A 20,824-nucleotide genomic window follows, 5' to 3' on the forward strand; every position below is an offset into this window, starting at 1 on the left:
GTCTGCTGGGAGAGTTTCTGGACAAGTACACCATTCATCACCAACTGCTCTCCGCTTCCTACAGTGTGGGTAGGCCGTCGGCCGGATACGCGCTGGCCATCAATACGCTGTCAGCACTGATGCACATCCCTGTGTACAATGATTTTGGCATCACCGGTGCGCCCTGGACCAAAGGGGTCAAACGCGGAGAGGTCGGCGGTTCGGTCATCATCGGTGGGCAGCGAAAAAAAACGGAAAAGGTGCTCATGTACCTGAGGCGGATGTACATGCCGCTGAAAAACTACCTGGACCTGGAAAAGGAGTTTCTGGTCAATTACTGGACCCAGGACAAGGACATTTTAGGGGTTACCCATTTCGGCGATCTGGTTCCGGAAGTGATCTGCCTGGACCCCGAATATGAGCAGGTGCTGCAGGATCTTATTTTCATTCGAATCCGCTACAAGCTGGATAAGTATCAGGGGAAACGGCCCGACGAGGCGATCAAAGAGGATATTCTGAGAAAGAAAGAGATTCTTAGAATCCGGGCGGAAAAAGAGATCAAAAACCGCCTGATTGCCCTGCGCCGCTACCTGAGAAGCCCGGCAAAAGACCCCCACCTTTCACTGGAGGAGATTTTTCGCCGGCGTGAATCCACCTTGACCCTGATGACCGATCCGCTCAAGCGCCTGCTTCAGAAAGTGCGCTCCCGCAAGAACCGGTCCATTAAAGATTTGGAAGCTTAGATAAGCTGCATTTTAAAAGGCTGTGGCCAAATCCATGACGCGACCCTCGATCACCCGGTGAACAATCTGGTGGAGAGCGTCCGGCACATGTTCCGGAGACGCTTTTACGGCCATAAAATCCGCCCGCATGCCCGCGACGATTTTGCCTCTTTCGGTCAACCCCATGAGCAAAGCCCCGTTGCGGCTGGCACTTCGGATGGCACCCTCCACGCTGAATCCGGCAGCGACAAAAAGCTGAAGTTCCGCTTTCAGCGATTGACCGTGATGAACCCCCGGGCTGCCGGCGTCGGTTCCCACGGCCAGGGTCACCCCCAGTTGTCGGGCCATGGCGATTTGCTCCAGCTGGTGTTCGAGGTTTTTCAAGGACACCTCCGCAAATGAGGTGTCGCTGCGGTGGCCCTGGGTCTTCAAGAAGTCGCCGTAGGCCTTCATGGTCACGGCCGTGGGAACCCAGACCACGCCCTTGTCGGCCATGCGGCATAGGTTGTCCCTGCCCATGAAAAAACCATGCTCGATGCTGGCGCAGCCGGCATCGACGGCCTGTTTCACCGGCAGGCGGCCATTGGCGTGGACCATGGTAGGCTGGCCGCGTCGTCGGGCTGCCGCAACCGCTGTGGCCAGTTCATTTTCATTAAACTGGGGCGGCGTTTCCACGCCGTATTGGGTCAGGCTGTTGAGACCGGAGTTGACCAGCTTCAAGTGGTCCCGCTTTGAATCTGCCCCGAAGGCGCTATTGGCCAGGACCTCTCCCTCACCAACGGGAATGGCAATGAGTTTTCCGTATCGGCCCAATGCGTGTCGGGCGCGTCCCGCCGAAGCGATGGTCACCATCGATGGGGGATGATTGGCCGGGTCCCATTTGTAGCGCAGGGTGTCACCATTGTGGTCACCGCCGTCGCGCACGGCCAGCACCCCGCTGTCCAGGTGCTGGCGAAGATGTTTCGCAATAATTTCTCGGCGATCCGTGTACCCGCTGTTCAGTTGTTTTCGGCGGAAGGTCGGTTCTACTGTGCCGGACATGACCAGGTGAACGTGGCTGTCGATCAGTGCGGGGAACACGGTGCAGTCCGACCAATCAATGACTGCCATCCCTTCGAGTTGCGGGTTCTCGGGATCGAGGATTTCCTGGATGCGACCGTCGTTTACGGCGACAACCCGGTTTTCGACAGCCGGCTTGCCGGTCCCATCGATCAACCATCCCACATGATAGGCCATCGTCGTTGAACGCATAGGCGGTATGATGATGCGAATTCGAAATTAGAATACGGGTCAACCCTCTTTAAGACCCAAAACCGTGATGGCGTCAATCGATCGTTTTCGATTCAATTTTTCTATAACCGCCTTGCTTCCGGGCCACAACCCCTGCGATGATGCAGAACCGGTCAGCCAAGGTCGATTTGACCGTTGGCCAACCGTTGCACAAAGGGCAGATCCGCCGGCGTAAAGGCAAAAGCGGCTAATTGATCCGGCCTGACCCATTGGCAGGCTTGGTGGGAAACCAACCGGAAGGAGGCGGCGTCCGAGAATGCCTGGTAGGCCATCAACTCGATAGAAATGTGATCGTAATGATAAATGCTGGACCCAATATGATCACCGATGACCGCATCCATCTCCAGCTCCTCCCACAGTTCGCGTTTCAGGCATTGTTCAGGGGTCTCCCCGGCTTCAACCTTGCCACCGGGAAATTCCCACCGTCCGGCCAGCCGGTCACTCGCATGACGCTGGGCGATCAGGATGCGGCCATCACGGACAATGATGGCAGCGGTGACGCGAACGATGGTTTTCATAGCGCAGGTGTGTCGATCCGGGTCAACCAGGCAGGCCATAAGAACCAATGCATGGGTAACCAGGTCATGTGAACGATCCGATTGATGGTTTGGACTGGATCATAGCATTCATTTTCTTTTTGTCCATCGGTTTCATCAAAACCTGACGGCTGTTTGGGTGGGTTTGGCGACCTGACGCCTCAACGCGGGTCGAGGCGGCGCGGGGCGTATTTTTTAAATATTTCAACAATTAACTTGCTTTCAACCCAAATAGGTATATGATTACTCAAATTCAATGAGATCTCGCCCCTGTCTGGCGAGACGATTTCTTCTGCAGGAAAATTCAGTACGCCAATGAAGCATCCTCCAGATTTAAGATTTTGAATAATTTTACGAAAGGAGGATGTTATCATGGCCAATGGCATTGTAAAGTGGTTTAACGACCAAAAAGGCTTCGGCTTCATCGAGCAGGAAGACGGCCCGGATGTGTTTGTGCATCATTCAGGCATCAACGCAACCGGTTTCAAAAGCCTGAGCGAAGGTGACCGGGTGAGTTTTGACATGGAGCAAGGTCCAAAAGGACCTTCCGCGGTCAACGTCACGGTCGACTGAATCGGTATCTGAGCAAAACCGGGGCAGACCACTTGATACAGGGTGGCTGCCCCTTACGTTTCCCACCGCGAAAATCCCAGATTACAGCCCTAAAATTGTAACCCCCGGAATTGTCCGCGGATTTTCTATTCATTGCGTGCGGACGCATTCCCCTGCAGGCGCAAGGGAACGGTGCCGCCGTAAAGACTCAAGCGGCAATGGATGGCCGCAAACTCCAAAAAGGAACATAATCTTTTGAATTTTAATACTTTTTCATTTCACCCCGCTGTTGCCGAAGGTGCGGCCCAAGCGGGTTATTCCACCCCGACCCCCATTCAGGCCAAAGGCATTCCCGCGGTCATGAAGGGACGCGATGTAGTGGGGCTGGCCCAGACCGGTACGGGTAAAACGGCCGCGTTTGTATTGCCCATTCTCAACCGCCTGATCGATGGCCCACGCAATCGGGTCGGTGCCCTGGTCATCGCTCCCACCCGTGAACTGGCCGAACAGATTCATGGCGAATTCAAGCGCCTGGGCCGCCAGACACGCCTGCGCAGCACCGTGGTGTATGGCGGCGTAGGAATCAATCCCCAGATCCAGGATCTTAAACGTGCGGACATCGTGGTCGCCTGCCCCGGCAGGCTGCTGGATCATATCGGCCGGCGGACCGTTGATCTTTCCCGGTTGGACGTGCTGGTCATCGACGAAGCCGATATGATGTTCGACATGGGTTTTTTCCCGGACATTCGTCGCATTCTGACTCACGTTCCCGCAAAAAAACGCCAGACCCTGCTCTTTTCGGCCACCATGCCCAAAGAAATACGACGCCTGGCCAATGAGGTCCTGCAAGATCCGATTACGGTTCAGATCGGCACCACCGCACCCGCGGAGACCGTCAGCCATGCCCTCTTCCCGGTCTCCCAACATTTGAAGACGGCCCTATTGATAAAACTGCTGGGCGACACCCCGACCGGGCCGGTCCTGGTGTTCACACGCACCAAGCACAGAGCCAAGAGCCTGGGGGAAAAGCTCTCTAAGGCCGGCTATCGATCGACTTCACTGCAGGGCAACCTGTCCCAGGGGCGGCGCCAGGCAGCGCTGAACGGCTTCCGCTCCGGAGCCTATCAAATCCTGGTGGCCACGGATATCGCGGCCCGCGGCATCGATGTCTCCAATGTTTCCCATGTGATCAATTTCGACATTCCCTCCACCCCCGAGGCCTATATTCATCGGATCGGCCGCACTGGGCGGGCCGAATGCACCGGCGATGCCTTCACCCTGATCACTGCGGAAGACACCCAGATGGTCAGGGCGATCAATGGGGCTATCGGCAGCCCTGTGGAGCAGCGCACGCTTTCGGATTTCAATTATGATGCGCCATCGATGTCGCACGGGAAAAAGGTCAACACCCGGTCCAACCGACCGCGTCCCGTGATCGAACGGAGAGCACCCAAGCCCAGGGGCAAGGGGCGGTCGACAAGCAAGGGTGCCTTTGCCTTCCTTTCACCGCATAAGTCCAAGCAGGCAGATAGGCGTAGTGCTTCATGAGCAGACATCTTTGGGTTGAAAACCATTGGTAAGACGGGGTTTGAACCCAATGTTTCAACCCAAAGGAACTGGCATCCCGACAGTTAAATCAAAAAGGCTGGCCCCCACCGGCTGTTGACACACAACCTGGCCGGCCTTCTATTGTTGTGCGTTTAGGGCTCTTATAAAAACCGTATCGTTGCCTTGCCTGCCCGTCATCCCAAGTCTTCAAGTGAGCCAGACCTTCCGCCCCCCTCCCTAATTGATCGCTAAATATTCTGGGCCATTTTTTTGATTTGTGATATCCAGTTGTTAAACGGTCTTGGGTGTGTCTTTAGTTTAATCATGAAGATAGGGTGGCTGAGGAGGGATATCTGAACCTCCGGCTTCACCCTCAGCGTCAAGATGGGTTCGCCAATTGTGGTACGCAACCCTCACGGAGGATGGTCATGGCCGAAGAGACTCTCACCACGATGCAAAAGGCCTTTGCTTTTAACATGGACCACGACAAGTACGGCACCATCGCTGAAATCGGCGCCGGCCAGGAGGTTTCGCGCTGTTTTTTTCGGGCCGGCGGTGCGGCCGGCACCATCGCCAAGACCATATCAGCCTATGATATGTCGTTCAGCGACGCGATTTACGGCGAGGAGAAGGACAAGCGGTATGTAACCGAAAGCCGGGTAAAAAAAATGCTCGACAAGGAATTCAACCTGGTGTTGCACCGGGTCGGCGGCAAGCGCCCCAAAACCTCGACCTATTTTGCCTTTGCCGATACAGTGACCGCTCGAAGCTACAGCCAGCAGGGTGAATGCCATGGCTGGTTGGGGATTAAATTTCAGGTGACGCCCGATGCCGAGCCGTGCGACATTCTGATTCACATTCGCATGCTGGATGAAAGCAATGACCAGCAGCAGGAGGCCGTCGGCATCTTGGGGGTCAACTTGATCTATGGCGCCTTCCATTTTCATTCCCGCCCGGAACGCCTGATCCAATCCCTGGGTGACAACCTGGATTGGGGGCGGCTGGAGGTCGACCTGATCCGGTTTAGCGGCAGCTATTTCGCCGATATCGACAATCGTTACATGGCCCTAAAACTGCTCCAGACGGAATTGACCGATGCGGTTGTCTTCGGCGCCGACCGAAAGACCCTGGTGCATCCCTCGGAATTGTTCTACAACCGGGATGTGATGGTCATGCGCGCCATGTTCAGACCGGTGACCCATGTGAACGTGGACATGATGACCAGCGGCATGGAATTATTCTCCCGCATGTGCGAGGCCGGATTCCCTCCCCCGATCATCGTCCCGGAAATCTCGGTCGCCGAGATGCGCAAACAAAACAGTTATGACATGAAAGACATTCTCGATCGGGTCGACTGCCTGAACATCCTGAATTACCCGGTCATCGTATCCAACTATCTGCGTTATTTCCGCCTGTCCGACTATCTGGGTCGCTATACCCGCGGCAAGGTGGCCTTCGTCATGGGGATCCCCAACCTGGAGACCTTGTTTAACGACGCCTACTACGACGGATTGAAGGGTGGCATCATCGGCGCGTTTGGCGCCCTGTTCGACCGCGACACGCTGATATTTGTATACCCCATGTACCGGGACGGCAACCCTGACAACTTGGTGACCACCGACAATTTTCCCGTCCCCGAGCATCTGAAACACTTCTATGCCCACCTGCGGGCCAACAAAAAAATCCTTCCGATTCACAATTACGATCGCGCCCATATGCATATCTGGCCGGAGGCGATCCTCGAGCAGGTCCAAAAAGGTCCCGGTCCGTGGCAAGATTCCGTTCCCGAAGCCGTGGCCCGGGAGATAAGCAGCCGCTGTATGTTCGATTTTTGTAAAATCACCATTTCCTGAAAGGCAAGGCCGAATCGGTATTATCGCTGGAGATCACCCTTACAAAACGCGTTGGCAGATCAGGTCTAAACGATTTCAAATGTATTGCTCTTGAACAGATTCAAATATTTCGATACCTTTACCATTGAACACGGTGTAGAACGCCTTTCATCTTTTCCCATGTATAGCCATGATGGGCATGGGTTAAGTTGACGGCCCTTACCAGTCTGGACGGCAAGATGGAAACTGTTGGCAGTTACCTAAAAAAAGAGAGGGAAGCCAAAAATATCAGTCTGCGCGAACTGTCCCGCTTGACTAAAATTTCAGAGCTGTATCTGGAATACATAGAAAAGGATGAGTTTGAAAAACTGCCACAAGGCCCATATGTCAAAGGATATATTGCGTCTTATTCTAGATTGATAGGCGGTAATGTCGATGAAGCCATTGCCTTGTATGGGGCCTTAACCCAAAAGCGGGTTCAAACCGAAGAGATACCACCCAACGGCTCATTGCAAAATGGCAGCAACGGACCACCCGAAAAACCAGAAAAGAAGGCACGGAAGAAACCGAACGGTTCACGGTTTGACAAGGTTAAATCAATATTCAATACCGTGGTATCATCCATACCGATCAACCATTTTTCATTCAAGGCACGGGGGACCTCGATCAAGCATATCGGTTCGGCGGCACGAATAAAAAGCAATTGGCTCAAAAACGCTGTTTCGTCTGTCAAGAAAATCGCTTTATCAAGATCCTGGTTGTATGCGTTGATTGCTCTATTTGGCATCGGTCTTCTGGCGCTTGCCGGATTTGGATTCTATCATCTGTTTATCTATGACCCCAATCCATTGTCCCTTTCCCAATTGCAGACCTTGCCAGACGAGGACGCACGGCCGCAGCCTGCTATGGATTCTGAAAAATTGGGGTTGCCCCCTGAATCCTCAACGGCCTTTCCAACCGCCGACAAACTGGTCAAAGAAGCCGACATTAAGCGGGACGCTGAGCCGACCCACCCGCCAGAGGCGAAAAAACCAGCGACAACATCGTCCACTGATCCCGATGCAGCGACTCCCAGCCCCAGGTCAACACCCGAAAACCCGTCTGGGACGTCCGATGCCGTCTCGCAAAACAACACCCCGTTGTCCGGATCATCTTCAACGACCGAGATTGCCGAAACCAGCCGGACCGCTGCCGGAGCAAAAAACCAGGTGCAATCGGGCCAAGACGAGTCGACGGCCGGTCCATCACCCGAGCCGACAGCAGCCGACGAAGAGCTGAACGTGCTGCAGGCCACGGTCTGTGCAGAAATAAAAGACCGAATGCCGGCTGGTGTCGACACCTCTTTTTCCACATCCGACCAACGGGTTTTTGTGTGGAGCGAGATTGAAGCCAAACAGGTTCCATCCAAGATCCGGCACATCTATTACCTTAACGGGCAGAAAGTCAGTGATGTCAGCCTGGATGTCCGGTCCACCAATTGGCGCACATGGAGCTTCAAGAATGTTTCCGATAGCCGTAATCGGGGCGAATGGCGAGTCGATATCACCACATCCGGCGGAAAGGTGCTGCGACGCCTCTACTTCGTGGTCCAATGAACCGTTGACAGGTTCGTAAAAACGCCGATACCGGCGTTTCGCTTCACCCCTCGTCCCTGGGGTGTACCGTAAGTATACTGCCCTTGGCAACCGCGATAGCGTTGTTTTGCCGCAGCGTATCAGGGAGGGCAGACAGACAACACCGGACAGGCAACCCCCCTGATGACCCGGTCGGTGGTCGAACCTAAAAGCATCGTCTCAACCAGTGAATGGCCCCGCACGCCAAGCACGATGAGGTCGACCTGATGTATCCCGGCGTATTTTTTCAGCGCTTGAAAAGGCTTGCCGGCCTCGCAGGCGATCTCGACCTTGCACCAGTTGTGAGCGTCTGCCGGCACCAGATCTTCCAGTCGCTGTGCGCATCCGGTGGCCACCTCGGAGATCGCATCTGTTTTTACGGCTTCCGGCAGCATGGCGTCACGATAGACAAAAGGCTCCACGACATGCACCAGATGGATCACGGCTTCGAACTCCTGAGCCAGGCTGAACGCGTAATCCACCGCTCTTCCCGAGTCTGCTGAAAAATCGCACCCGACCATGATCTGTTTAAAGCCGAATCCTTTGAATTGCTTTTTTACGCTACCCGCTTTTTCGGGTGGCGTAACGACCAGCAGCGGACAGGCGATGGTTCGCAACAGCCTCTCGGTTACCGAACCGAGGAACAGTCGTTTAATCCCGGTTCGTCCATGCGTGGATACGATGGCCAGGTCCGCTTGCTTCTCTTCGGCCAAACGGCAAAGCGTACTTGAAACGGGGCCGGTTTCCACCACAGCCTGCCAATTCAGCACACGGTCCTTCACTAAACTTGAAATCTGATCCATGGCACCCTTCTTCATCTCCTCGACCTGATCCTCCGGGTAAACAAAAGCGGCTCCATGCATGGTAACCAAAGGCAGATCGATCACATGACAGATAAACAGGGTTGACCCGAACGCCTTGGCCATGTCGATGGCCTGAAGAACGGCTGAATTGGAAAAATCGGAAAGGTCTGTGGCGCAGAGGATACGGTTTACTTGGATTTTCATGATTCACCTCCTTATTATCACACCATAGCGACAGCCGGTGGCGCTGTCAAAGCAAATCCCGGCCGAGTGGAAGCGGCACTTCGTCAGTTGATCGATCGTCTATTGATTCTTGCGTTATATCCATGAAGCGGGTATGTAATCGTGTTTTTGACAACGGACTGAAAACAATACCAGACAATATGGATAGACACCCCCTTATCGCCGTCGTCGGGATGGACGGCATCTTTCCCGGCGCTCCAGACCTGGATCGGTTCTGGCAAAACATCGTCGACGGAATCGATCAGTCAGCACCGGTTCCGGAAGACCGTTGGATCGCCCCCTCTCAGGATCGACTCAGCAGCGCCCGGGTGCCGGATCGCACCTACTCCGACCACGCATGTTTGATCAAAGATTTCACCTTCGATTCCGATGCCTTTGCGCTGGATTCGGATCTGACACGAGGGCTGGACCCGTTACATCAGCTTACGCTCACGGCGGGTAAGCGGGCGGTTCAGAATTGTGTGACCGCTCCGGTTGACCACCGCCGCATCGACACTATTCTGGCAGCCATCGCCCTGCCAACGGACGGTGCCTCCGGCTTTTCCCGGAAAATCCTGGGCAAGGCCATTGAACATCGCCTGTTTCCCCACGCGTCGCCATCCCTGACAACCCTGACCCGTATCGAAGCCCTGGCCAGCCGGGTTGACGGACTGCCCGCGGCCCTTTTGGCTTCGGAAATGGGCTTTGGCGGGGACTGTTTTACCTTGGATGCCGCTTGCGCGTCCTCTATCTATGCGGTCGAGCTCGCCTGCCATGCACTGGCGGCAAACCGTGCGGACATGGTCGTGACCGGTGGGGTTTCACGACCCGAATGCCTATACACCCAGACCGGCTTCAGCCAGCTCCAAGCCCTGTCGGTTTCTGGCCGTTGCGCACCATTTGACAGGCAGGCAGACGGCCTGGTGGTGGGTGAAGGCGTGGGCATTCTGGTGTTGAAGCGTCTGACCGACGCCATCGAACACGGCGATACCATCCACGGCGTGATCCACGGGGTGGGGCTGTCCAACGATATGCGCGGCAACCTGCTGGCACCGGAAAGCCACGGCCAGGTCCGCGCCATGCAACAGGCCTATCGGTCGGCCGGCTGGCAGCCGTCTGACGTGGATTACATCGAATGCCACGGCACCGGCACCCGTGCTGGTGACGCCATGGAAATCCAGAGCCTGGTTCAACTCTGGAAAGCCGAATCTTCAGGCGCGGGCACGTGCGCCATCGGTTCGGTAAAGTCCATGATCGGCCACCTGCTGACCGCAGCCGGTGCGGCCGGCATGATAAAAACCCTGCTGGCCATGAAGCACCAGACCCTGCCGACCTCGATCAACTATGAGCAACCCCCCGAAAACAGTCCCTTGAAGGGCAGCCCATTCAAGGTGCAAACCAAAGCAACACCCTGGCACACCCGGGCGGCGAAGATCCCCAGGCGGGCTGCAGTCAGCGCTTTCGGCTTCGGTGGCATCAACGCCCACATTCTCTTTGAAGAGTGGCCGACCCATTCATCGATGGAACGACCCATCGGTTTTCAAAAACGATCAGTCCATGAAAAGCCGGACGTGGAATCTCCTGCCCCGCTGGCCATCGTGGGCATGGATGTAAGGCTGGGATCGCTGACTGATCTGCAATCGTTTACCAAGGCCGTATGTCAAGGTCACAGTGCCATCGTTGACCGGCCCCCCGGCCGCTGGAAAGGGGCGGACGCGACGTTGATCGGTGCCTTGGGCGGCCATGACCCCAAAGGGGCCTACATGGACAGCCTTGAGGTGGGTGTCGGCGAGTTCCAGATCCCGCCCAACGAAATCGACGACATCCTGCCTCAACAGCTGCTGGCCCTTAAAGTGGGTGCCGGCGCCCTGACCGATGCGGGGATCATTCTGCGTGAGTCCCGTGAACGCATGGGTGTGGTGTTCGGGCTTGGATTCGATTTCGAAGCGACAAACTTTCATCTACGCTGGCAGCTTTTTTCGGCGGTCGCCCACTGGAACGCGGTGCATGGTCTCGACCTCGACGAACAGACCTTGCATCAATGGATGGAACGCCTGCGGGACGAATGCGGCCCGCCTCTCACCCCGCCGCGGGTCATGGGGGCTTTGGGAGGTATCGTCGCCAGCCGCATGGCCCGTGAGTTTCGCTTCGGCGGACCCAGTTTCGTAGTCTCGGCCGATGCCGCCTCAGGGATCAAAGCGCTGCAGGTTGCCGTCGACCTGCTTCGGAAAAAGGCCGTCGACGCCATGCTGGTGGGGGCAGTGGACCTGGCCGCTGAAGGGCGCAGCGTGATTCGCATGAACCACTTCCTGCCCCTTTCACCGACCAACGCGATCCGGCCTTTTGATGCCGCAGCCGATGGGACGCTCCCCGGCGATGGTGCGGTGGCACTAGTGCTCAAGCCGCTGGCCCAGGCCCGGATCGACGGCGACCGCGTGTATGCCGTCATCCGCGGCATCGGAAGCGCCGGCGGCGGCGAGCCGGCAACGGGCCGTGTCAGCCAATCGACCTACCGCCGCTCACTGTCCGCGTGCTTTAACCGGACCGATATCTCCCCTGCTTCGGTGTCCTATGTGGAGGCCCACGGCGCCGGTACGCCGGAACGGGACCGCGTGGAGATCGCCGCCCTTTCCAGTTTTTTTTCCGAGCCCGCCCGCAGCGACCCGTCAACAGCCATCGCCCTTGGATCGATCAAACCCATTGCCGGGTTTATCGGCGCCGCCGACGGTTTGGCGTCCCTGGCAAAAACAGCACTTTGCCTGCATCATCGGGTATTACCACCCCTTGCCGGTTTCAGGCAGCCCGAACCATTGGACGGACTGGCAGACAGGGCCAGTCCACTTCACCTACCGGATCGGGCACAGCCCTGGTATCGTGACCGCGAACGCGGACCCCGAACCGCCTGCTGTGCGTCGATCACCATGGACGGCAATTGCAGCCACGTGCTGATGCAGGAAGAGGAGCCCCGTGCACCGGTCATCGAATATACCGGTGCGCCCCCGGCTATCGACACCTGCGCCGGCCTATTCGTGGTCAGTGGAAACGCAACGATGCAATTGATGGAAGGCCTTGCGGGATTGGCGGATTTCTTGTCGCGCAGCCCCGCTCCGGCCTCGGTGGAGGCAGCCGCCGTTGGGTGGATGCATAGGCACCCGCCGCGACCCGGCCATCGCCTGGCCGTCACCATGATCCTGAAACCGGGCGATAACGTTGATGACGTTATCGACGACGCCCGCCGGGCAGTTGCCGCCGGAGAAACCGATGCCCATTCCAGACAGTTATTTTACCGCAGCCGCCCCATTGGGGCCGATGCCCGGGTTGCTTTCGTCTACCCGGGATCGGGCAACCATTACCTGGGCATGGGGCGCGATCTGGGCCTGCGCTTTCCCGGCATCGTCAAGGGGATGGACCGTGAAACCGAACAATTGAAAACCCAGTTCAGGCCCTGGAACCTGATGCCTTGGCGACACGCGTGGCAACCCGGATGGGAGGCCGAAGCCATCCCCCGGCTCAATGCCGATCCGCTGAACATGATTTTCGGGCAGGTGGTTTTCGGTGATCTCATGACCCGCGTGCTCGACCGATTTTCCGTTCGTGCAGATGCAGTCATCGGCTACAGCCTGGGTGAGTCGTGCGCCCTGTTCGCCCAGGGTGTATGGTCGGACCGGGGCGACATGCTGACGCGCATGCAGACGACCGACCTGTTCACAACCCAACTTGCCGGTCGATGCCTGGCCCTTCGACAGGCATGGCAGATTCCGGAGCCCGAGACCGTGGCATGGCGGGTGGCCGTGGTCAACCGACCGGCGGCATCCGTGCGTGAAACCCTCGCGGGCATTCCCCTGGCGCGACTGCTCATCGTCAATTCACCCCATGAATGCGTCATCGGCGGATTGGAACAGGCGGTGGCACAGGCCATCTCCAGCATGGCCTGTCAGGCCGTGTACCTGGACGGGGTGGTCAGCGTGCATTGCGATGCGGCCGGCCCCGTGGCCGAGGCCTACCGACGGCTGCATGTATTTCCGATCCACCCCAAACCAGGCCTCGATGTATACAGCTGCAGTTGGGCCGCCCCCTATGAAGTCACTTCTGAACGAGCCGCTGATTCCATTGTAAAACAGGCAGTTGATGGCTTCGACTTCACCCAGACGATCAAGCGCGCAGCCGCCGATGGGGTCAGTGTGTTCATCGAAACCGGTCCGAGAGGATCGTGCACCCGCATGATCGATCAGATATTAGCGGGTCAACCCCATTTGGCCGTGGCGGCCAATCACGGCAACCAAGACGAGATCGTCTCCCTCTTGCGATGTTTGGCCCGACTGGTCGCCGAGCGGGTGCCCGTGAATCTTAAGGCACTGTATGATCGACTTGAGCCCACCGTGGCATCGGCGTCGATGGTGTCCCGAAAGATCGTTTCTGTCACCGTTGGCGGCACTCTGCTCTGTCCGAAGCTGCCTGAGCCGTTGACCAAAGAGAAACCATCCGATTCGTTGCTCTCCGGACCGGAAAAACCTGAAGTATCCCTTGAGGCGTCCGCCGGTTTTCAACCCACACAGGGATCGCCGCTGACTGCTGAAAGCGGTCCATCCATCCATGGCCCGTGGGCGCAATGGTTTGAAGCGATGGGCCAAAACATGGAAGCCACGGCCAGTGCCCACCAACAGTTTCTCGACTTCTCTCAGGAATTGACCCGAAGCGTTGCCGAGACGGTCGACTTGCAGACCCGCCTGCTGGGGTCGGGCGACCGGTTGACCGCCCCCCCCCCGAAACAGCCAGGCACGCCCGCTGCCCTTTTACAGGTGCCGGCACCGCCGCGCCCCCCCGCCTTTGACCGGGAGATGTGCATGACCTTTGCCGTCGGCAGCGTGGGCCGCGTTCTGGGCCCTGCCTTTGACCGGGTCGACACCTACCGCGTACGGGTGCGCCTGCCCGACGAACCGTTGATGCTGGTGGACCGCATCGTCTCCGTGCAGGGCGAAATGCTCTCCCTGGAGTCGGGCCGAGTGGTCACCGAGCATGACGTCCTGCCCGGTGCCTGGTACCTGGATGGTGATCGCGCACCGGTATGCATCAGTGTGGAGGCTGGTCAGGCGGACCTCTTTCTGAGTTCGTACCTGGGTATCGACCACCGGGTGAAAGGTGAGCGGGCCTACCGTCTGCTGGACGCAGTGGTGGTCTTTCACAGGGGGTTGCCCCGCCCCGGGGAAACCATTCGCTACGAGATTGTCATCGACCGCTTCGTGCGCCAGGGGGAAACCTGGATGTTCTTTTTCCGCTTCGAAGGCGATATCAACGGTGAACCCCTGATCAGCATGCGCGACGGCTGCGCCGGATTTTTCACCGAGGCCGAGGTGGCCCATTCCGGTGGCATCATCCTCACCCAAAGGGAACGCCAGGCCGTCCCCGGCAGACGTCCGATGGACTGGCAGCCACCGGTTCCCATGGCCAGGGAGGTCTATTCGGATGACCAGGTGGACGCCCTGCGACGCGGCGACCTGGCCGGTTGTTTCGGCCGGCAGTTTGCCGGCATCGGCCTTTCGACCGGTTTGCATCTGCCCGGTGGTCGCATGCGTCTGATCCACCGCATCCTAGAACTTGACCCCGAGGGCGGCCGCTATGGTCTGGGCCGGATCCGGGCCGAAGCGGACATCCACCCCGACGACTGGTTCCTCGTCTGCCATTTCGTGGACGACATGGTCATGCCCGGCACCCTCATGTACGAGTGCTGCGCCCACACGCTGCGGGTCTTTCTGCTGCGCATGGGATGGGTGACGGACAAGCCCGGCGTCTGCTACGAACCGGTAGTCGGCAATGCCGCCCGCCTCAAGTGCCGCGGCCCGGTCACCCCGGCCACCCGCCACGTGCACTACGACATCCAGATCAGCGAGATCGGATACGGTCCCGAACCCTACGCCATTGCCGACGCCCACATGTCTGCCGACGGCCATCCCATCGTCTTTTTCAAGGATATGTCCATCAAGATGACCGGGATCGAGCGGGAAGAGATCGAGACCGCCTGGCGTGAAAAAAAAATTCGGACAAGGATGGTCGATCAACCATCGGTACCTGCTTACCCCCTGTACGATCGAGCCTCCATCCTTGCGTTCGCCACGGGGAAACCCTCCGAGGCCTTTGGTGAGCCCTATCGCATCTTCGACGAAAACCGCAAAATCGCCCGGCTTCCGGGGCCGCCCTACTGCTTCATGGACCGGGTGATCCATGCAGAACCGCCCCCTTGGTCGCTCAAGGCCGACGGATGGGTAACCGCCCAGTATGACGTCACCGAGCAGACGTGGTATTTTGCCGCCGACCGCTCCGGGGTCATGCCCTTTTGCGTGTTGCTGGAAATCGCCCTGCAACCCTGCGGGTGGCTGGCGGCCTACGCCGGATCAGCCCTGCGCAGCCAGCGTGACCTGAAGTTTCGCAACCTGGGAGGCAGTGGCGTCCTGCACCGCCAGGTCACACCGGCCACCGGCACCTTGACCATGCGCTGCCGCATGACCAAAGTCAGCGAAGCGGCGGACATGATCATTGAAAATTTCGATTTCGAAGTGCTTGCCGGGGACGAACCGGTCTACGTCGGAGACACCTATTTCGGGTTCTTTTCCGCAGATGCGCTCAACGAGCAAAAGGGCATGGGGCACGCAGACCCTCTGGTCAAGGCCATGATTCCCTATTCCGACGCCACGGACGGTGCCTGTGTCCTGCCCATGGATCCCCCGTTCACACCGGAATCCGCAGCCGATGAACCCGCAGCTATAGATCAGCTGGCACTTCCCGGCAAAGCACTGATGATGATTGACCGCATCGAGGCCAGATTACCGGAAGGCGGGGCACTTGGCTTGGGCTACATTCGCGGTCTGAAACAGGTGGACCCGGACGAATGGTTTTTCAAGGCCCATTTCTACCAGGATCCGGTCTGCCCCGGCTCCTTGGGGTTAGAATCCTTTTTACAACTGATCAAAACTATGGCAATCAAACGGTGGCCGCATCTGGCGTCAACGCATCGGTTCCGCATGGTGGAGGGCAGCCGCCACAACTGGACCTATCGCGGCCAGATCATTCCGAAAAACCAAGTCGTCGCCGTCGAAGCCCTGATCACACGCGTGGGTGAAGAACCCACCCCGACCATTCGGGCCAACGGCCTGCTCAGCGTGGATGGCCTGCCCATATACAAAATGGAAAATTTTGAACTGGCCCTGGTTCCAGCAGCCGGCAACGCGTGACCATGAAATCTAATTACCCAACCGTCGATCCGGACGACTACCGGCCCCTCTACCCGTTTCAGTCTCATTTTCTGGATCGCAACGGATTGCGCTATCACTTTGTCGACCAGGGACAGGGCAATCCGGTGGTCATGGTGCACGGCAACCCCACCTGGTCCTTTTTCTTTCGCCGCATGATCACCGCCCTTGCTTCGAGCCATCGCACCATCGCCCCGGATCACATGGGATGCGGCCTGTCGGACAAACCCGGTGACGGTGAGTATGACTTCCAATTGCAAAGCCGATTGGACGATTTTTCGGCGCTGATGGATCATCTTGAGCTGGATCGGATCACGCTCATGGTCCATGACTGGGGAGGCATGATCGCCATGGCATGGGCCGTGGCCAACCCGCGTCGGGTGGCACGCCTGATCATCACCAATACGGCAGGCTTTTTCCCACCGGGCCGCAAGCGTATCCCCCTGCGGCTGTGGTTGATTCGCAATCTGGGCGCCCTGGCCACGCCGGCCGTCCTTTATGGAAACCTGTTTGCCAGAGGGGCGCTTTACATGGCAACGCAAAACCGGTTGCCCACGAAAGTGAAAAAAGGGCTGCTGGCACCCTATAACTGCCCGAAACATCGGCTGGCCACCTTGCGCTTTGTCCAGGACATACCCCTGGTACTCGGCGATCCTGGATTTTCCATCGTCGACCGGGTGGACCGTAACCTGCACGCACTGGCTCATATCCCCATGCTGATCCTGTGGGGGAGGCACGATTTCGTCTTCGACGTGGACTACTACAACGAGTGGTGCCGACGGTTTCCCAAGGCTGAAAAGCACCTTTTCGACGACGCCGGACACTACCTGCTGGAGGATGTGCCGGAACGGATCATCGGCCTGACAACCCATTTTCTGGCACGGCATCCGATAACAAAAAAATCACAATCGTCAAAACCCAAATGACAAATAAATCACAATAGTCAAATTCAAAACCTCATGATAATGAGATCGCTACACGCCACCTGCTTATGTAACGGCAGAATACATTATTCAACATTCGATGTTCATCGCTGTTTTACTTAACGGGTGTTAGATGATTTCATGTGAGATTTGGATATTGTAGTTTGGGATTGATTTGAGATTTGTTATTTGTAGTTTGTTATTTGCGGTTTATTTGGGTCAGAAATTGATGAATTAAAGCGTTTGGGAACCTATGGAAACGACGCCTGAAAAACCTGCCGCCCTCGTCAACGTGGCCACGCACCTGCGCACCATGGCACGTATCCACCCCTACAAGCGGGCGGTGGTCTGCCCTTGCGGCAGGGACAGCCAAGGCCGGGTGGCATATACACATCTTACCTTCCGCCAGCTGGATATCGAATCGGATTGCCTGGCCCAGGGCCTTGACCAAAGGGGTGTCAGCCGCGGCGTGCGCACCATCCTCATGGTCAGGCCGAGCCTGGACTTCTTCGCCCTGGTATTTGCCCTGTTCAAGGTCGGGGCCGTGCCCGTTGTGGTGGACCCGGGTATGGGCGTCTCCCGCATGTTGAACTGCCTGAAGGAAAGTCAGGCCCAGGCCCTGGTTGGCATCCCCCCGGCCCACGTGCTGCGCACCCTGGCCCCCGGCTATTTCAACAGCGTCAAGACCTTTATTACCGTCGGAAGACGCTGGTTTTGGGGCGGAGCCACCCTGCGTGAGGTGCGCAGCAGGCACTGGGAACCCTACCGCATGGCTGACACCCGAGTCGATGAAATTGCCGCCATCCTCTTTACCACCGGCAGCACCGGTCCGGCCAAGGGCGTTTATTACACCCACGGGGTCTTCGATGCCCAGGTTCGCAGCATCCGTGCCCAGTTCGGCATTACCCCTGAAGAGATCGACCTGCCCACGTTCCCGCTTTTCGCCCTGTTCGACCCGGCATTGGGAATGACGGCCATTATTCCAGACATGGACCCCACCAAACCAGCCCATGTCAATCCGGAGCGAATCATTGAAGCCATCGTCAACCATGGTGTTACCAATATGTTCGCCTCCCCTGCCCTGCTGGATCGCGTCGGCCGCTACGGCAAAGGCAAAGGAATCAAACTGCCCACCTTGAGGCGGGTGATTTCTGCAGGCGCACCGGCAACGCCTGCCAACATCGAACAGTTTTGCGCCATGCTCACCGAGGGCGCTCAGATCTATACCGGGTATGGAGCCACGGAAGCCATGCCGGTCAGCGCTTTCGACAGCGACGCGATCCTGAAGGAAACCCGCAAGCTCAGCGAGCAGGGCTACGGCATGTGCGTCGGAAAGCCCGTAGCCGGCATCGATGTGCGAATCATCCGCATCTCGGATGGTCCGATTGCCCGGTGGACCGACGATCTTCGGCTACCGGACGGAGAAATCGGCGAGATCAGCGTTCGCGGCGATCAGGTGACCCGGAGCTAATACGAGCGGCCCGGGGACGACGCACTGGCCAAGATCATCGACGGCGACACCTTTTGGCACCGCATGGGAGACCTGGGGTGGATCGATAAAAAAGGCCGCATATGGTTCTGCGGCCGTAAAAGCCACCGGGTGGCCAGTTCAAAAAAAACCATGTTCACCATTCCCTGCGAGGCCATATTCAACAACCATCCCCGCGTGTTCCGCAGTGCACTGGTCGGCGTGGGAACCCCGGGACGGCAGCGACCGGTGGTTTGCATCGAACTGGAGCCGGGAGACTCGGGCAAGGATAAAAAAGGTTTGAAAAAAGAACTGCTGGCGCTGGCCAAAGCCAGCCCGATCACGGAAGACATCGAAACGGTCCTGTTTCATCGGGCCTTCCCGGTCGATATCCGCCACAATTCCAAAATTTTCAGGGAGCAGCTGGCCGTCTGGGCGGCAAAGAAAATTTAATATGGACACCACCACCAATCAATCACCAGCGAGCAGTATCCCAAAAAACATTCTGGTTACCGGCGGCGGGGGGTTTTTGGGCTGTGCCATCGTCCGGCAACTGCTGGCCAACGGACACCGGGTAGTCAGCTTCTCGCGGGGCACATACCCGGATCTGGATGTCCTCGATGTCCGTCAGCTGTCCGGAGACATTGCCGATGCCGATGCCGTCGAGGATGCGGTTCGCGGCAGGGATGCCGTTTTCCATGTAGCGGCCAAAGCCGGGGTGTGGGGCGCGCTCGAGGCATATTTCCGGCCCAATGTGATCGGCACGCGAAATGTCATTGCGGCCTGCCGATCCAACCGGGTGCCCATGCTGATATACACCAGCAGTCCCAGCGTGGTGTTCGACGGCGGCAACATGCAGGGGGTGGACGAATCGGTCCCCTATCCGGCCCATTTTCATGCACCCTACCCGCAGACCAAAGCCATGGCCGAACAGGCCGTGCTGGCCGCCGCCGACGATGCTCTAAAAACCGTAGCCCTGCGACCCCATCTGATCTGGGGACCGCAGGACAACCACCTGGTACCGCGCATCATCGCCCGGGCCGCCAGCCTGAGGCGGGTGGGTGACGGAGACAACCGCGTGGACACGATTTACGTCGACAACGCTGCCCGTGCCCACGTGCTGGCCATGGAGGCACTGGAGAAAAACCCAACAGTTTCGGGCAGGGCCTATTTCATCAGTGACGACAACCCCATCGGTCTGTGGGAGATGGTCAACCGCATCCTGGATGCCGGCGGCAAGCCCCCGCTGACCAAAACCATATCACCCAGGGCGGCCTATTGGATCGGCGCGCTCATGGAGTGGGCTTACCGTGCTTTCGGCATTTCCGGGGAACCCCGCATGACCCGCTTCGTCGCCCGGGAACTGGCCACCGCCCACTGGTTCGACATTTCAGCGGCAAAGCGGGATCTGGGTTACACGGCCGACATTTCCATCGAGGAAGGGATGAGGCGGCTCAAAGCCTGGCTGACGGAAAGGTCTTCCCTATCACCTTAAAAAAATGGTAAAGGGAGAAACAACGCGTCAAAACTGAAACCGTTCCTGTACCCGTGAACCAAGGAGTGTGGCTGTGGAACTGACTGATCTATTGCCCCTGGAAAAATGGACCCAGATAGAAAATGAAATTCATCGACACTCGGGGTTGGAGTCGAATGTCTTCAATACCGACGGCATTCGCATCACCGACAATAAAGTCTGGGTCAATCGCCTCTGTCCGGCCATCAAAGCCACGGACAAGGGCCAGTCGTTCATTTGTGCCGTGGCCCACATGAACCTGGCCAACCAGGCCAAGGAGGAAAAGCGGCCGGTGATCGAGGAGTGCGACGCCGGGCTGATGAAGATCGTGGTGCCGATTTTTGTCGACGGCCATTTCATCGGCGCCGTGGGCGCCTGCGGCCTGCTGCCTGCAGACGGCGAGGTCGATTCCTTCCTGGTGAATAAAATGACCGATATCGACGAGGCAGACATCGAGGCGTTGTGCGAGGACCTGGCCGTCATCGAAAAAAATTCAGCCGAGGAAGTGGCCCAATTCATCTGGGAAAAAATAGAAGCAGTCGTTTCAGAAGCCTGATCAGGAGGTGTTCTGATTCGGAT

General features: G+C 57.7%; 14 protein-coding genes and 2 pseudogenes. 12 read left to right on the plus strand and 4 right to left on the minus strand.

What is annotated here, in order from left to right:
• Positions 1 to 722: pseudogene (locus ABYV26_RS02160) on the plus strand (hypothetical protein); the annotation flags it as partial.
• A gap of 12 nt (positions 723 to 734) precedes the next feature.
• On the opposite strand, the gene ABYV26_RS02165 reads toward ABYV26_RS02160, so the two are convergent.
• Together ABYV26_RS02165 and ABYV26_RS02170 are read right to left on the minus strand one after the other, a co-directional pair.
• Positions 735 to 1,952: an amidohydrolase family protein gene (locus ABYV26_RS02165; RefSeq protein ID WP_372677734.1), complete on the minus strand. Its 1,218-nt coding sequence runs from the start codon at positions 1,950 to 1,952 to the stop codon at positions 735 to 737.
• A 152-nt stretch (positions 1,953 to 2,104) separates the two neighbouring features.
• The gene (locus tag ABYV26_RS02170; RefSeq protein WP_372677736.1) at positions 2,105 to 2,509 is read right to left on the minus strand and encodes a (deoxy)nucleoside triphosphate pyrophosphohydrolase; all 405 of its coding nucleotides are present in this window, start codon (positions 2,507 to 2,509) and stop codon (positions 2,105 to 2,107) included.
• A gap of 390 nt (positions 2,510 to 2,899) precedes the next feature.
• Here ABYV26_RS02170 and ABYV26_RS02175 point away from each other — a divergent pair, with 390 nt between their 5' ends.
• From ABYV26_RS02175 to ABYV26_RS02190, 4 genes and pseudogenes are all read left to right on the plus strand, one after another.
• Positions 2,900 to 3,100, plus strand: a complete 201-nt coding sequence (locus ABYV26_RS02175; protein WP_372677738.1) for a cold-shock protein — start codon at positions 2,900 to 2,902, stop codon at positions 3,098 to 3,100.
• A 234-nt stretch (positions 3,101 to 3,334) separates the two neighbouring features.
• Positions 3,335 to 4,627, plus strand: coding sequence for a DEAD/DEAH box helicase (locus tag ABYV26_RS02180; RefSeq protein WP_372677739.1), 1,293 nt, complete (start codon positions 3,335 to 3,337; stop codon positions 4,625 to 4,627).
• 428 nt (positions 4,628 to 5,055) lie between these two features.
• On the plus strand, positions 5,056 to 6,480 hold the full coding sequence (locus ABYV26_RS02185; protein WP_372677741.1) for a hypothetical protein: 1,425 nt from the start codon (positions 5,056 to 5,058) through the stop codon (positions 6,478 to 6,480).
• Between the two features lie 218 nt (positions 6,481 to 6,698).
• A pseudogene (locus ABYV26_RS02190) lies at positions 6,699 to 6,875 on the plus strand (helix-turn-helix domain-containing protein); the annotation flags it as partial.
• A 62-nt stretch (positions 6,876 to 6,937) separates the two neighbouring features.
• Here ABYV26_RS02190 and ABYV26_RS02195 read toward each other — a convergent pair.
• The gene (locus tag ABYV26_RS02195) at positions 6,938 to 7,246 is read right to left on the minus strand and encodes a hypothetical protein (RefSeq protein WP_372677768.1); all 309 of its coding nucleotides are present in this window, start codon (positions 7,244 to 7,246) and stop codon (positions 6,938 to 6,940) included.
• A 118-nt stretch (positions 7,247 to 7,364) separates the two neighbouring features.
• Here ABYV26_RS02195 and ABYV26_RS02200 point away from each other — a divergent pair, with 118 nt between their 5' ends.
• Positions 7,365 to 8,054: a DUF2914 domain-containing protein gene (locus ABYV26_RS02200; protein WP_372677766.1), complete on the plus strand. Its 690-nt coding sequence runs from the start codon at positions 7,365 to 7,367 to the stop codon at positions 8,052 to 8,054.
• A 119-nt stretch (positions 8,055 to 8,173) separates the two neighbouring features.
• On the opposite strand, the gene ABYV26_RS02205 is transcribed toward ABYV26_RS02200, so the two are convergent.
• Entirely contained in the window at positions 8,174 to 9,079 is a 906-nt protein-coding gene (locus tag ABYV26_RS02205; protein WP_372677742.1) for a universal stress protein, read from the minus strand.
• 179 nt (positions 9,080 to 9,258) lie between these two features.
• Between ABYV26_RS02205 and ABYV26_RS02210 the strand changes: the two genes are divergently transcribed.
• The 6 genes from ABYV26_RS02210 (at position 9,259) to ABYV26_RS02235 (ending at position 20,801) form a co-directional block, all read left to right on the plus strand.
• Entirely contained in the window at positions 9,259 to 16,323 is a 7,065-nt protein-coding gene (locus ABYV26_RS02210; RefSeq protein WP_372677744.1) for a beta-ketoacyl synthase N-terminal-like domain-containing protein, read from the plus strand.
• 2 nt (positions 16,324 to 16,325) lie between these two features.
• A complete protein-coding gene (locus tag ABYV26_RS02215; RefSeq protein WP_372677745.1) occupies positions 16,326 to 17,267 on the plus strand; it encodes an alpha/beta fold hydrolase in 942 nt (313 codons plus the stop codon).
• Positions 17,268 to 17,517: 250 nt separating this feature from the next.
• Positions 17,518 to 18,735, plus strand: a complete 1,218-nt coding sequence (locus ABYV26_RS02220) for a fatty acid CoA ligase family protein (RefSeq protein ID WP_372677746.1) — start codon at positions 17,518 to 17,520, stop codon at positions 18,733 to 18,735.
• A gap of 63 nt (positions 18,736 to 18,798) precedes the next feature.
• Entirely contained in the window at positions 18,799 to 19,185 is a 387-nt protein-coding gene (locus tag ABYV26_RS02225) for a hypothetical protein (RefSeq protein ID WP_372677748.1), read from the plus strand.
• 1 nt (position 19,186) lies between these two features.
• Positions 19,187 to 20,227 (plus strand): NAD-dependent epimerase/dehydratase family protein, encoded by a 1,041-nt coding sequence (locus ABYV26_RS02230; protein WP_372677750.1) that lies wholly within the window; start codon positions 19,187 to 19,189, stop codon positions 20,225 to 20,227.
• Between the two features lie 73 nt (positions 20,228 to 20,300).
• Entirely contained in the window at positions 20,301 to 20,801 is a 501-nt protein-coding gene (locus ABYV26_RS02235; protein ID WP_372677751.1) for a PocR ligand-binding domain-containing protein, read from the plus strand.
• Positions 20,802 to 20,824 lie beyond the last annotated feature (23 nt).

Source organism: Desulfosarcina sp. (assembly GCF_041551955.1).
In the GTDB taxonomy this organism is placed as follows: domain Bacteria; phylum Desulfobacterota; class Desulfobacteria; order Desulfobacterales; family Desulfosarcinaceae; genus Desulfosarcina.